Genomic DNA, 13,115 nt, shown 5'->3' on the forward strand with positions numbered 1-13,115 from the left:
GGCCTCCAGGATCACTCGGGGTTGACCACGGCCAGCACGGCGCCCGTGTCGACCTGCCCGCCGGTCGCGACCGGAAGCTCGGCTACCACGCCGTCGGCCGGGGCGAGCACGGGATGTTCCAGCTTCATCGCTTCCAGCGTCAGCAGCAGGTCGCCGGCCGCCACCCGCTGACCGACCTCGACGTGCACCCGGGTCACCGCGCCGGGCAGCGGCGCGACCAGCGACCCGGCCGCCAGCTCCGCGGCGGGATCGGGGAAGCGCGGCAGCTCGGCGAGGCTCGCCGCCCCGTCCGGGCCGTCCACGAAGACCTCCGAGGACACCCGGTGTACGCGGTACGCGCGCCGCACCCCGGCCACGTCGAGCACCACCCGGTCCGGGGCGACCTGGACCAGGCTCACCGCCGGCGTCGGTGCGTCTGCCGCCGTCTCGTGCGACGCCGGCCCGCCTGCCGTGGCCGTCTCGTCCGGCGTCGGCGCGGCCGCCGGGGCCGCTGCGTCCGTGGGCGGCCCGTCGGTGCGGGCACCCGGCGAGGTCGACCACTCGGCGAGGCCGCCCGAGCGGTCCAGCCGGTAGCGGACCTCGATCTCGCCGTCCGGCCCCGCGTAGCGGGTGACCTGTGGGAACGCGGGCACGTTGCGCCAGCCCGACGGGAGCCCGGCGAGCACCGGCGCGTCGGCCCGACGGGCGGCGGCGGTGGCCAGCGCGGCGGCCAGGGCCACCAGAGGGAGCTGGTCGGCGGGCAGTAGTGGGGCGAAGACCTCCTCGTGCCGGTCCAGGAAGCCGGTGTCGATCTCCACGGCGCCGAACTCGCGGCTGCGCAGTACCCGGACCAGCAGGTCCCGGTTGGTGGTCACGCCGTGCAGTTCGGCCCGGGCCAGCGCGCCTGCCAGCAGCCGGATCGCCTCGGCACGGGTCTGCGCCCAGGCGATCACCTTCGCAAGCATGGAGTCGTAGTGCACCCCGACGGTCGAGCCGTCCACCACACCGGAGTCCAGCCGCAGGCCGATCCCCCGTAGGTTGCCGAACTCCCGGTCCACCCCGGGGACCGCGAACCGGTGGACGGTGCCGGTGGCCGGACGCCAGCCCTGCGCCGGATCCTCGGCGCAGAGCCGCACCTCGATCGCGTAGCCGCGCATCCAGTGCGGGTCGGTCGCGTTCTCCGGCAGGGCCTGGCCCTCGGCGACCATCAGTTGCAGGCGGACCAGGTCCAGCCCGGTGCAGAGTTCGGTGACCGGGTGCTCGACCTGGAGGCGGGTGTTCATCTCCAGGAAGTAGATCTCCCCGTCGGGCGCGAGCAGGAACTCCACCGTGCCGGCGCCGACGTAGTCGACCGCCCGGCCGGCGGCCACCGCCGCGGCGTGCAGCCGCTCCCGCACCTCGGCGGGGAGGACCCCGGGCGCCTCCTCGACGATCTTCTGGTGGCGGCGCTGGATGGAGCAGTCCCGCACGCCGAGGGCGGCCACCGTCCCGTGGGTGTCGCCGAAGATCTGCACCTCGACGTGCCGGCCCCGCTCGACGTACCGCTCGATGAAGACCGTGCCGTCGCCGAACGCGCCGGCCGCCTCGCGGCGCGCGGAGGCGACGGCCTCGGCCAGCCCGGCGGCGTCCCGGACCACGCGCATGCCGCGCCCGCCGCCCCCGGCGGACGCCTTCACCAGCACCGGGAAGTCGGTGATCTCGTCGGCGTCGGTCCAGGTGGGCAGCATCGGCACGCCCGCCTCGGCGAGTAGTGCCTTCGCCGCCATCTTGTCGCCCATCGCGGCGATCGCCTTCGGGGGCGGGCCCACCCAGGCCAGCCCCGCGTCGGTCACCGCCGCGGCGAACTCGGCGTTCTCGGCGAGGAAGCCGTAGCCGGGATGCACGGCGTCCGCCCCGGTCCTGCGGGCCGCGTCGAGGATCAGGTCGATGCGCAGGTACGTCTCGGCGGGCGTGTTCCCGGGCAGCCGCACGGCGTGGTCGGCCTCGGCGACGAACGGCGCGTCGGCGTCGGCGTCGGCGTGCACGGCCACCGTCTCGACGCCCAGCGCCCGGCAGGTGGCGAAGACCCGGCGGGCGATCTCGCCCCGGTTCGCCACTAGAAGTCTCCTGATCACTGGGCCTGCCTTTCGTTCGCGACTGCGGGACTCCGCTTCGCTGCGTTCCTCGCGCTCACATGCGGAAGACGCCGAAGCCGTCGGCGCCCCTGACCGGTGCGTTGTGGATCGCCGACAGGCAGAGCCCGAGGACGGTACGGGTGTCGCGGGGGTCGATCACCCCGTCGTCGTAGAGACGGCCGGAGAGGAAGAGCGCGCCGGACTGCGACTCGATCTGCTGCTCGACCATCATCCGCATCGCGGCGTCGGAGTCCTCGTCGTAGTCGCGGCCCCGGGCGGCGGCGGCCTGCCGGGCCACGATGGACAGCACACCCGCGAGCTGCGCCGGCCCCATCACCGCCGACTTGGCGTTCGGCCAGGTGAACAGGAACCTCGGCTCGTACGCCCGCCCGCACATGCCGTAGTTGCCGGCGCCGTAGGAGGCGCCCAGGTTGACCGTCAGGTGCGGCACCGTCGAGTTCGACACCGCGTTGATCATGAGGGCGCCGTGCTTGATGATGCCGCGCTGCTCGTACTCGGTGCCGACCATGTAGCCGGTGGTGTTCTGGAGGAAGACCAGCGGGGTGTCGGCGACGTTGGCGAGCTGGATGAACTGGGCCGCCTTCTGCGCCTCCTCGCTGAACAGCACGCCCCGCGCGTTGGCCAGCACCCCGACGGGGTAGCCGTGCAGCTCGCCCCAGCCGGTCACCAGGGCGGTGCCGTAGCCGGGCTTGAACTCGTCGAAGGCGCTGTCGTCGAGCACCCGGGCCAGCACCTCGCGCGGGTCGAACGGCACCTTCAGGTCGGCGCTGGCGATGCCGAGCAGCTCCTCGGGGTCGTACCTGGGCGGGGCCGGGCGCGGGTTGCGCGGCGCCGGGCCCTGCTTGCGCCAGTTCAGCCGGCGTACGCACTGCCGGGCCAGCCGGATGCCGTCGCGCTCGTCGGAGGCGAGGAAGTCGGCCAGCCCGGACGTCGTGGCGTGCATGGCCGCCCCGCCGAGGGACTCGTCGTCGGTGACCTCGCCGGTGGCCATCTTCACCAGCGGCGGCCCGGCCAGGTAGACCTGCGAGCGGTCCCGGATCATGATCACGTGGTCGGACATCCCCGGCACGTACGCGCCCCCGGCGGTGGCGTTGCCGAAGACCACGCTGACCGTGGGGATCTTCGCGGCCGAGAGCCGGGTCAGGTCGCGGAACACCCGCCCGCCCGGGATGAAGATCTCCGCCTGGGTGGGCAGGTCCGCGCCGGCCGACTCGACCAGGTTCACCATCGGCAGCCGGTTGGCCAGGGCGATCTCGCCCGCCCGGCGGGTCTTCGCCAGCGACCACGGGTTCACCGCGCCGCCGCGTACCGTCGGGTCGTTGGCGACGATCATGCACTCGACGCCCTCGACGACGCCGATGCCGGTCACCACGCTGGCGCCGACCGGGAAGTCGGTGCCGTACGCCGCCACCGGCGACAGCTCCAGGAACGGGCTGTCCGGGTCGAGCAGCAGCTCGATCCGCTCCCGGGGGAGCAGCTTGCCGCGCCCGTGATGCCGGGTCACGTACTTCTCGCCGCCCCCGGCGCGGGCCTTGTCGAGGGCCGCGTCCAGCTCGGCGAGGCGCTCCAGCAGCGCCTCCCGGTTGGCGCGGTGCCCCGGCGAGGACGGGTCGACCGCGCTGCGCAGTGTGGTCACAGGCCCTCCTTCGTTCGTGACTGCGGGGCTCGCAGACCCGGCTCACTCCTCGCACTCACAGGCCCTCCTTCGTTCGTGACTGCGGGGCTCGCAGACCCGGCTCACTCCTCGCACTCACAGGCCCTCCTTCGTTCGTGACTGCGGGGCTCGCAGACCCGGCTCACTCCTCGCACTCACAGGCCCTCCTTCGTTCGTGACTGCGGGGCTCGCAGACCCGGCTCACTCCTCGCACTCACAGGCCCATGCCTTTCGCGACGATCTCGTTCATGATCTCGGTGGTGCCGCCGCCGATGCCGAGGATCCGGGCGTCGCGGTAGTGCCGCTCCACCTCGGCGTCGCGCAGGTAGCCGTAGCCGCCGTGCAGTTGGAGCGCCTGGTCGACGACCTCGGCGCAGGCCGCCACCGCGACGTTCTTCGCCATCGCCACCTCGGTCACCACCGGCTCGCCGGCGGCCACCCGCGCCGCCACCTCGTGCACGTACGCGCGGGCCGCCTCGGTGCGGGTGTGCATCTCGGCCAGCCGGTGCCGGACCAGTTGCCGGCTCGCCAGGGGGCGGCCGAACGTGGACCGGTCCCGGCACCAGCGCACCGCCAACTCCACGCAGCGCTGCGCGGTCGCGTACGCCTGGGTGGCGAGCGAGAGCCGCTCGGCGGCGAAGTTCTGCATGATCGACAGGAAGGCGGTGTCCTCCGCGCCGACCCGGTTCGCCACCGGCACCCGGGCGTCGGCGAACGACAGCTCGGCGGTGTCGGAGCAGTGCCAGCCGAGCTTCTCCAGCCGGCGCCCGACGGTGAAGCCGGGGGTGTCCTTGTCGATCACCAGCAGGGTCAGGGCGCCGCTGCCCGGGGGCAGGGTGCAGAGGGCGGTGGTCACGAAGTCGGCCCGTACGCCGCTGGTGATGTAGGTCTTCGACCCGTTGACCACGTAGTGGTCGCCGTCCCGCCGCGCGTGGGTGCGGATGCTCGCCACGTCCGAGCCGCCGTCGGGCTCGGTGATCGCCAGCGCGCCGATCATGGTGCCGGCCAGCGTCGGCCGGACGTACCGGTCGATCAGCTCCGGGTCGCCGGAGGCGACGATGTGCGGCAGCGCGATGCCGTGCGTGAAGAGCGCGGCGATCAGCCCGGACGAGCCACCCGAGCGGATGATCTCCTCGGTCACGATGATCGAGTCGAGCAGGTCCCCGCCGCTGCCGCCGATGGCCTCCGGGAAGCCGATGCCGAGCAGGCCGAGCTTGGCGGCGGTGGCGTGCAGCTCGCGGGGGATCTCGCCGGCCCGCTCCCAGTCGTCCAGGTGCGGCAGCACCTCCCGGGTGACGAAGGCCCGGGTCAGCTCCCGTAACTGCCGGCGCTCCGGCGTGTCCACGATGGTCATCGGCCCTCCCCGGGCGTCGCGCCGCCGGCCCGGGGGTCCGGGCCGGGCATGAGGTCCGCCGGCAGGTCGACGAGCCGGGAGCGGAGCAGCTCGCCGAGCGCCTTGGCCTGCGGATCGAACCGGGTGGAGGCGGCCACCCCCTGCCCGAGCAGGCCCCGGAGGACGAAGTTGACCGCCCGCAGGTTCGGCAGCTCGTACCGCTCCACGGCCAGCGGCGCGGTCTCCGGCAGCAGCTCGCGCAGCCGGGCGGTGGTCAGCCAGCCGCGCAGCCACGACCAGGTCGCGTCCGTGCGGGCCCAGACGCCCAGGTTGGCGTCGCCGCCCTTGTCGCCGGAGCGGGCCCCGACCAGCTCGCCGAGCGGAGCGCGCCGGGTGGGCCGGTCGGCCGGCGCCGGGTCCGCCTCCGGCGGGTCGGCGGCGGGCGCCGGCTCGTCCGCCGGGGCGGCGGTGCGGGCCGGCGGCGGGATCGGCACCCGCTCGCCGGAGGGGAGCACCGCGACGTGCGGCACCGCATCCTGCGGCACGGCGTCGGCGGTGAACACCCCGTAGGGCGCGGCGTCGCCGGGCAGCGTGGTCAGGGTGCAGCCGGGGTACGAGGCCAGGGCCAGCTCCACCGCGGCGGCCGAGAACGCCCGCCCGGCCCGCGCCTTGTCGCCGTCGCGCAGGTGTACGTGCAGCAGCGCGCTCGCCGCCTCGGTGTCGGCCGCGTCCGCGTGGTTGGTGCGGGCCAGGACGAACTCCAGCCCTTCCGTGCCGACCGCCGCCTCGACCTGACTGCGGACCAGGGCCGCCTTGGCGGGGATGTCGAGCCCGCACAGGACGAAGGTCATCGAGTTGCGGAAGCCGCCGAGGTTGTTCACGCCCACCTTGAGGGTGCCCGGCGGAGGCGTGCCCCGGACGCCGCTCACCCGCACCCGGTCCGGCCCGTCGGCGCCCAGCTCCACCGTGTCCAGCCGGGTCACCACGTCCGGCCCGAGGTAGGCCGGGCCGCCGATCTCGTAGAGCAGCTGGGCGGTGACCGTCTCCACGGTGACCGCGCCGCCGGTGCCGGGGTGCTTGGTGATCACGCAGGAGCCGTCGGGGTGCACTTCGGCGACCGGGAAGCCGGGACGCCGCCCGCCGTCGGGCAGCTCCGTGAAGAAGCTGAAGTTGCCCCCCGTGACCTGCGCCCCGCACTCGAGCAGGTGGCCGGCGACGGTCGCCCCGGCCAGCGCGTCCAGGTCGTCGCGGCCCCAGCCGAACCGGGCGATCGCCGGTCCGACCACCAGCGACGCATCGGTCACCCGGCCGGTGACCACCACGTCCGCCCCGCCGTCCAGGCAGGCGGCGATGCCGTACGCCCCGAGGTAGGCGTTCGCCGTGAGCGCGTCCGGGCGGGCGAGGGCGTCGCCCTCGACGTACCCGACGCGGACGGTCAGGCCGAGCCGGTCGGCGAGGGACCCGATGGCGGCGGCCAGGCCCGCCGGGTTCAGCCCGCCGGCGTTGGTCACGAGCCGCACGCCCCGGTCCAGCGCGGTGCCGAGGCAGCCCTCCAGCTGGCGGAGGAAGGTCTTCGCGTAGCCGAGGGAGGGGTCGCGCAGCCGGTCCCGGCCGAGGATCAGCATGGTCAGCTCGGCGAGGTAGTCGCCGGTGAGCACGTCCAGTTCGCCGCCGTCGAGCATCTCCCGCCACGCCGTCGACCGGTCGCCGTAGAAGCCGGAGGCGTTGCCCACCCGCAGTGCGCCGCTCACGCCGCCACCCCGCCCGCCGCGTCGCTTCCGGGGGCCGTCGGTGGGCGGCCGGGGCCGGGTGGGCCGGCGAAGGCCTGCGCGACGTCCAGCCACGCGTCGGCCACCGGGCCGGTCGCGGTCAGCGCCAGGTCGGCGCGGTGCCTGCGCTGGGTGACCAGCAGGCAGAAGTCGAGCGCCGGACCGGTGACCCGGTCGGCGGCGTCGGTCGGGCCGTACGCCCAGGTGTCGCCCCGCGGCGCCGTCAACTCGACGCGCACCGGCGCCGTCGGCGCCGGCCGGCCGTGGGCGGCGAAGCTGTGGCCGAGGGTACGGAAGCCGAGGTGCGCGACGTGTCGCAACCGGTCGGTGCCGGGGCGGGCCACCCCGAGGGCGTCGGCCACGTCCGTGCCATGTGCCCAGGTCTCCATGATCCGGGCGGTGGCCATCGAGGCGGCCGACATCCGGGTGCCGAACCAGGGCAGCTTCCCGCCCGCCGGCACGCGGGCCAGCGCGTCGGCGAGCGCCGCCCGGCCGGCCCGCCAGCGGGGAAGCAGCTCGCCCGGCGGGGCGAGGAACTCCTCCGCGCCGGAGTCGACGAGCCGGGCGGGGTCGGGGGCGGCGAGCACGGCGGCGAGGAAGGCCTCGGCGTCGGTGGCGGCGAGCAGCGCCACGCGGTCGGTCCAGGCGAGGTGGGCGATCTGGTGCCCGACGCTCCAGCCCGGCGACGGGGTGGCCCGCCCCCAGTCGGCCGACGCCCGGCCGGTCACCAGGTCGTCGAGCTGCTCGGACTCGTCGGTCAGGTCCGCGAGCAGGTCCTTGAGGTCGACCATGGTGCCTCCGGGGGGCTGGGCGGGCCGGTCAGGGCGGGCGGTCAGGGGGTGAGCAGGGTGGCGAGCTGGCGCTTCCAGGTGTGCAGCAGGGCGGCGCGGCGGGACGAGTCGTCGTTGAGCAGGTTGGCCACGCCGAGCCCGCGGAGCAGGTCGAGGGTCGCCTGCACCGCCTCGCGTACGCCCGGGCGGCGCTCGTCCACGTCGAGCAGCGCGACGGTGAGCCGGTGCATCTCGCGGCCGACCCGGGCCTCCAGCGGCACCAGGGCCTCGCGCAGCTCCCGGTCGGTGCGGGCGGCGACCCAGAGTTCGAGGGCCGCGACGAAGAGCGGGCCGGTGAACGCCGCGCCGAGCAGGTCGATCACCAAGTCGAGCCGCTGGGGGCCGGGCGGCAGCGCCTCGGCCTCGGTGCGCAGCTCCTCCGCCCGCCGCTCCGCGAGGTGGGCGACGGCGGCGGTGACCAGCGCGGCCTTGGTGGGGTAGTGGTGCAGCTGGGCGCCGCGCGAGACGCCGGCCCGGGTCGCGACGACGGTGGTGGTGGTGCCGGACCAGCCGTGCTCGACCAGGCACTCGACGGTCGCCTCCAGCAGCCGGGCCTGGGTGGCGCGGCTGCGCTCCTGCTGTGGGACGCGGGTCGATGCGGGCACGGGGACAGCGTGCCGCCCCGGAAACAAACAGTCAAGCCTGACTTTTTCTGGCCGAGGCCCGGTCGACGCGTGTCGGCCTGGGATGGGGGCAGGCGGTCGGACGCTGTCGAGCTGCCCCTACGGACGGGGCAGGGAGCCAGTGCGGAGGTCGCCGGCTTGCCCGGACGGGTCGGCCGGTCCCATGGACGGGGCAGCTCGACAGGGCGCGACGGGTCTCGTCCTTACCTCGACGGGTCTGCGTGGCGAGCACCGGAAGCGGACGATCCTCTCCGCGCGCGGAGCTGCCGCAGCGGAATCCCGGGGTGCAGGCATCTGTGCCCGATGGGGGCCATCCGCAGGCGACCGCTCAGCGGCCGTCGCGCGGGGCGAACACCGCGAGGGCCGTGGCGTCGCTGTGTCGGGAGCGCAGGTACTCGTCCGCCCACTCGGCGGCGTCGGGGAAGCCCGACTCGGCCGTCACCCGGGCGCAGGCGGCGTCCACGTCGAAGGGGGTACGCCGCAGGTCCACCCCGGGCCCGAGGAGCGCCCAGTAGGCGCCGGGACCGCCGTAGGGCATCCCGACGCTGCCCGGGTTGACGATCAGCCGCCGGTCGGCCAGCCGGGTGAACGGCATGTGGGTGTGCCCGCAGACGACCGTGCCCACCTCGGCCGGGACGTCGGCGAGCACCTCCGCCCAGCGTTCCATCCGGGAGTCGACGAGCACGACCTCCTCGTCGTCGCGCGGGGTGGCATGGCAGAACAGCACCGGGCCGAGGCCGGTTACCTCCAGGGTGACCGTCAGCGGCAGTGCCGCCAACCGGGCCACCTGGTCGTCGCGGAGCTGCTCCGCCGCCCAGTTGGAGACGTCGATCGGGGAGGGGCGGCCGGCCCGCGCCTGCACCAGCTCGCGGTCCGCGTTGCCCCGTACCCAGCGGGCCCGGTCGCCCAGCCCGGCGAGCACGTCCAGCACCTCGACCGGCTGCGGGCCGGCCGCGATGTCGCCGGTGAGCACGATCAGGTCGGCGGCGGCGACGTCCGGCTCGGCCAGCACGGCCTCCAACGCCGGCAGCGCACCGTGGATGTCGGAGAGAACGGCCACCCGGTCCAGCATCGCTCAACCGTGCCCGCCGGGCGGGCACGGTGTCCAGCGATTCTGCCCCGGGCAGATAGAGCCGGGGCAGACCAGCCGGGTGCGTCAGACGCGGGCGCGGCGGGCCAGGCGCTCCGGGTCGAGGATGATGATGCTCTTGCCGTCCAGGCGCAGCCACCCGCGCGAGGCGAAGTCGGCCAGCGCCTTGTTGACGGTCTCCCGGGAGGCGCCGACGAGCTGGGCGATCTCCTCCTGGGTGAGGTCGTGGGTCACCCGCAGCACCCCGCCGTCGCGGGTGCCGAAGCGGCCGGCCATCTGGAGCAGGTTCTTGGCGACGCGGCCGGGCACGTCGGTGAAGATCAGGTCGGCCAGGGAGTCGTTCGTGCGCCGGAGCCGGCGGGCGAGCACCCGCAGCAGCTGCTCGGCGATCTCCGGGCGGTTGTTCAGCCACGGGCGCAGGGCCTGCTTGCGCAGCCGCACCAGACGGGTGTCGGTGACCGCCGTGGCCGTCGCCGTACGCGGGCCGGGGTCGAAGAGCGACAGCTCGCCCACCATGTCCGACGGGCCCATCACCGCGATCAGGTTCTGCCGGCCGTCGGCAGCGCGCCGACCCACCTTGATCTTGCCGGACAGCAGGATGTAGAGACTGTCGCCGGGTTCGCCCTCGTTGAAGACGATCTCGCCCTTGCGGACCTCGAGCGTCTCCATCTCCTTGGCGAGTGCCTCGGCAGCCTCCGGGTCGACGCCCTGGAAGATCCCGCTGCGAGCCAGTACCTCGTCCATCGCGCACCTCCGCCTGCGCGTGCCGTCCGTCGGCCGGGTCCGCCGTCCGCTGATCCCTCGCGCGTCGCCAGTCTAGGCGCACGTGAGCAGCAATCAGAGGTGCACCCCTGGAATCTTGATCGTTGGGCGTAACCTGCCGGCCCTGATCAAGCAGTAGGATCGCGCGCCCGCCCGGGCGCCGGGTCGGCCCCCGACACCCGGGTCGTAGGGTCACCACGTGCTGAGTGAACCCGTGCTGACCGCCCGCCCGGAGGACGGTCGGGACGTCCCGCTGCTCGTGTGGCGCGCCGACGGTCCGCTGCGCGCGGTCAGCTCCGCGCCGCTGGGCGGCGGGATCGGCGTCCGGCACTGGGTCGTCAACGCGACCGTGCCCATGTCGTACGACCGGGACGACCCCGCCGACCACCTGGCCGAACTGGCCGACCGGCTCGGCCTGGACGGGCCCGGGGTGGGCCTGCTGACCGGGGTGGACGTCGCCGAGGTCGTCGCCCGGACGGACACCGGCGTGCGGATCTGGGCCACGGTCGGCCTGGGCACCCCGGTCTGGGCGGCGGCACCCGCCCCGGCGGCGCCGGTGCAGCGGGTCGGCACCGTCAACGTCGTGGCGTACGTCCCGGCCCGGCTCGGCGACGCCGCCCTGGTCAACGCCGTCGCCACGGCCACCGAGGCGAAGGCGCAGGCGATCGCGGAGCTGGGCGTGCCGGGCACCGGCACCCCGACGGACGCCGTCACCGTGCTGTGCCCCGTCGACGGCCCCGAGTCGGCGTACGGCGGACCGCGCTCGACCTGGGGCGCCCCGCTGGCCCGGGCCGTGCACGCCGCCGTCACGGCCGGCGGGGCCGGCACCGTGGTCCCGTGGTCGGACCGACCGGCGGGCTGAGACTCCGTCCGATCGGCTCTCGTCTCGGCGTTGCAAGCCCGATAAGGTCGCGCTCGATGTACGCTGCCGCCTCCCCACCGCGCCGCCGCGCCGCACTCGGCCTCGGCGTGCTGCTCGCCGTCCTGCTCGCCGCCGGCTGCGGAGGGCCCGACTCCGGGTCCGACGCGGTCTGGCAGCCCGGCACGGGGGGCGGCAACACCGGCGCCCCGGTCCGCTCGGGCGAGCCCACCCGCTCCGCCCAGCCCGCCGAGCAGGCCATCTCGCTCTCCGCGACCGGCGACATCATCATGGGCAACGCGCCGAACCGACTGCCCCCCTCCGGAGGCAAGGGCTTCTTCGACTCGGTCGAGAAGGCGCTCGCGGCCGACCTCGTGATGGGCAACCTGGAGGAGCCGCTCACCGTCGACACCGGCACCGGCAAGTGCGGGCCGAACTCGACCCGCTGCTTCCAGTTCCGGGCCCCGCCCGAGTACGCCGCACACCTGCGCGACGCCGGCTTCGACCTGCTCAACCAGGCCAACAACCACGGCTACGACTTCGGCCCGAAGGGCTACGAGAACACCCAGAAGGCGCTGGAGAAGTACGAGCTCGCGCACACCGGGGCGCCCGACCAGATCACCGTCGTCGACGTCAAGGGGGTCAAGGTCGCGGTCGCCGGCTTCTCGTCGTACGTCTGGTCCAACAGCCTCACCGACATCGCCGCGGCGAAGAAGGTGATCACCAAGGCGGCCGGCATGGCCGACGTGGTCGTCGTGCAGGTGCACATGGGCGGCGAGGGGGCCGACAAGACGCGGGTCAAGCCGGGCACCGAGATGTTCCTCGGCGAGAACCGGGGCGACCCGGTCAAGTTCTCCAAGGCGATGATCGACGCCGGGGCGGACCTCATCGTCGGGCACGGCCCGCACGTGCTGCGCGGCATGGAGTTCTACAAGGGCCGGCTGATCGCGTACAGCCTGGGCAACTTCGCCGGCGGGGGCAACTCCCTGAGCAACGCCGGCCGGCTCGGCTGGGGCGGGGTGCTGAAGGTGTCGCTGAACCCGGACGGCAGCTGGGCGGGCGGCTCGTTCGTCTCGACGTACATGAACTCCATCGGCAAGCCGACCATGGACCGCGACGACCGCGGGCTGGGCCTGCTGAAGCAGCTCACCAAGAGCGACTTCCCGGAGACCGGCGCCCGCTTCGACGACGCGGGCGCGATCAGCGCGCCGCAGGGCGGCTGACCGGGCCGGTACGGCGCGTGGCCCCGGCCGACCGTCGGCCGGGCGACGTAGGCTGGCCGGCGTGACCACGAGTTCCTCCGGCTTCACCGAGACCGACCTCGGGCGCACCCGTCGCGCCCGGCGGATCGGCCGGATGCTGACCGACACCCACCCCGACGCGCACTGTGAACTGGACCACTCCAACCCCCTGGAGCTGGCCGTCGCGACGATCCTCTCCGCCCAGTGCACGGACAAGAAGGTCAACGAGGTCACCCCGAAGCTCTTCGCCCGCTACCCGACCGCTGCCGACTACGCGGGCGCGGACAGGGCGGAGCTGGAGGAGCTGATCCGGCCCACCGGCTTCTACCGCAACAAGACCGACTCGTTGATGAAGCTCGGCCAGGCCCTCGTCGAGCGGCACGGCGGCCAGGTCCCCGGCAGGCTCGCCGACCTGGTCGAGCTGCCCGGCATCGGCCGCAAGACCGCCAACGTCATCCTCGGCAACGCCTTCGACGTCCCCGGGATCACCGTCGACACCCACTTCCAGCGGCTGGTGCAGCGCTGGCGGCTGACCGCCGAGACCGACCCCGTCAAGATCGAGCACGCGATCGGGGCGCTCTTCCCCCGGCGCGACTGGACCATGCTGTCGCACCGGATCATCTTCCACGGCCGGCGGGTCTGCCACGCCCGCAAGCCGGCCTGCGGCGCGTGCACGCTGGTGAAGCTGTGCCCGTCGTACGGCACCGGCCCGACCGAGCCGGCGGCGGCCGCGAAGCTGCTCAAGGGCCCCCGGGCCCGGGACCTCGCGGTGGCGGCCGGGGTCGACCCGGAGCTGGTGCCGGTCCAGGCCGTCGTGGCGGAGGCACCGTGAGCGCGAGG

Annotated in this window: 11 protein-coding genes; 3 read left to right on the forward strand and 8 right to left on the reverse strand. The window is 74.5% G+C overall.

Annotated elements, in window-relative coordinates; genetic code table 11:
- Positions 1 to 11: 11 nt before the first annotated feature.
- From GA0070610_RS29540 to GA0070610_RS29575, 8 genes are all read right to left on the reverse strand, one after another.
- On the reverse strand, positions 12 to 2,093 hold the full coding sequence (locus GA0070610_RS29540) for an ATP-binding protein (RefSeq protein ID WP_089003055.1): 2,082 nt from the start codon (positions 2,091 to 2,093) through the stop codon (positions 12 to 14).
- Positions 2,094 to 2,148: 55 nt separating this feature from the next.
- Positions 2,149 to 3,750 carry an acyl-CoA carboxylase subunit beta gene (locus GA0070610_RS29545; RefSeq protein WP_089003056.1) on the reverse strand — a complete coding sequence of 534 codons (1,602 nt, stop codon included), beginning with the start codon at positions 3,748 to 3,750 and terminating at the stop codon, positions 2,149 to 2,151.
- Positions 3,751 to 3,982: 232 nt separating this feature from the next.
- On the reverse strand, positions 3,983 to 5,122 hold the full coding sequence (locus GA0070610_RS29550) for an acyl-CoA dehydrogenase family protein (RefSeq protein WP_089003057.1): 1,140 nt from the start codon (positions 5,120 to 5,122) through the stop codon (positions 3,983 to 3,985).
- Positions 5,119 to 6,852 carry an acyclic terpene utilization AtuA family protein gene (locus tag GA0070610_RS29555; protein ID WP_089003058.1) on the reverse strand — a complete coding sequence of 578 codons (1,734 nt, stop codon included), beginning with the start codon at positions 6,850 to 6,852 and terminating at the stop codon, positions 5,119 to 5,121. The genes GA0070610_RS29550 and GA0070610_RS29555 overlap by 4 nt, the downstream gene beginning before the upstream one ends.
- A complete protein-coding gene (locus GA0070610_RS29560; protein WP_089003059.1) occupies positions 6,849 to 7,661 on the reverse strand; it encodes a TIGR03084 family metal-binding protein in 813 nt (270 codons plus the stop codon). Before GA0070610_RS29560 ends, GA0070610_RS29555 begins: the two co-directional genes overlap by 4 nt.
- A 41-nt stretch (positions 7,662 to 7,702) precedes the next feature.
- Entirely contained in the window at positions 7,703 to 8,305 is a 603-nt protein-coding gene (locus tag GA0070610_RS29565; protein WP_089003060.1) for a TetR/AcrR family transcriptional regulator, read from the reverse strand.
- Positions 8,306 to 8,651: 346 nt separating this feature from the next.
- Complete coding sequence (locus tag GA0070610_RS29570) at positions 8,652 to 9,395, reverse strand: metallophosphoesterase family protein (protein ID WP_089003061.1); 744 nt, start codon at positions 9,393 to 9,395, stop codon at positions 8,652 to 8,654.
- Positions 9,396 to 9,479: 84 nt separating this feature from the next.
- Positions 9,480 to 10,157, reverse strand: a complete 678-nt coding sequence (locus tag GA0070610_RS29575) for a Crp/Fnr family transcriptional regulator (protein ID WP_089003062.1) — start codon at positions 10,155 to 10,157, stop codon at positions 9,480 to 9,482.
- A gap of 217 nt (positions 10,158 to 10,374) precedes the next feature.
- On the opposite strand from GA0070610_RS29575, the gene GA0070610_RS29580 reads away from it, so the two are divergent.
- The 3 genes from GA0070610_RS29580 to nth all read left to right on the forward strand — a co-directional run bounded on the left by GA0070610_RS29580 (position 10,375) and on the right by nth (position 13,107).
- Positions 10,375 to 11,037 (forward strand): adenosylcobinamide amidohydrolase, encoded by a 663-nt coding sequence (locus GA0070610_RS29580; RefSeq protein ID WP_089003063.1) that lies wholly within the window; start codon positions 10,375 to 10,377, stop codon positions 11,035 to 11,037.
- 56 nt (positions 11,038 to 11,093) lie between these two features.
- Positions 11,094 to 12,257, forward strand: coding sequence for a CapA family protein (locus tag GA0070610_RS29585; protein ID WP_089003064.1), 1,164 nt, complete (start codon positions 11,094 to 11,096; stop codon positions 12,255 to 12,257).
- A 61-nt stretch (positions 12,258 to 12,318) separates the two neighbouring features.
- Positions 12,319 to 13,107: an endonuclease III gene (gene nth, locus GA0070610_RS29590; RefSeq protein WP_172896620.1), complete on the forward strand. Its 789-nt coding sequence runs from the start codon at positions 12,319 to 12,321 to the stop codon at positions 13,105 to 13,107.
- Positions 13,108 to 13,115 lie beyond the last annotated feature (8 nt).

The sequence above is a fragment of the Micromonospora echinofusca genome (genome assembly GCF_900091445.1).
In the GTDB taxonomy this organism is placed as follows: Bacteria; Actinomycetota; Actinomycetes; order Mycobacteriales; family Micromonosporaceae; genus Micromonospora; species Micromonospora echinofusca.

Coding starts and splice junctions, on each gene's coding strand:
- GA0070610_RS29550 (WP_089003057.1), bottom strand. CDS start 5,122: ATGACCATCGTGGACACGCCGGAGCGCCGGCAGTTACGGGAGCTGACC.
- GA0070610_RS29560 (WP_089003059.1), bottom strand. CDS start 7,661: ATGGTCGACCTCAAGGACCTGCTCGCGGACCTGACCGACGAGTCCGAG.
- GA0070610_RS29570 (WP_089003061.1), bottom strand. CDS start 9,395: ATGCTGGACCGGGTGGCCGTTCTCTCCGACATCCACGGTGCGCTGCCG.
- GA0070610_RS29575 (WP_089003062.1), bottom strand. CDS start 10,157: ATGGACGAGGTACTGGCTCGCAGCGGGATCTTCCAGGGCGTCGACCCG.
- GA0070610_RS29585 (WP_089003064.1), top strand. CDS start 11,094: ATGTACGCTGCCGCCTCCCCACCGCGCCGCCGCGCCGCACTCGGCCTC.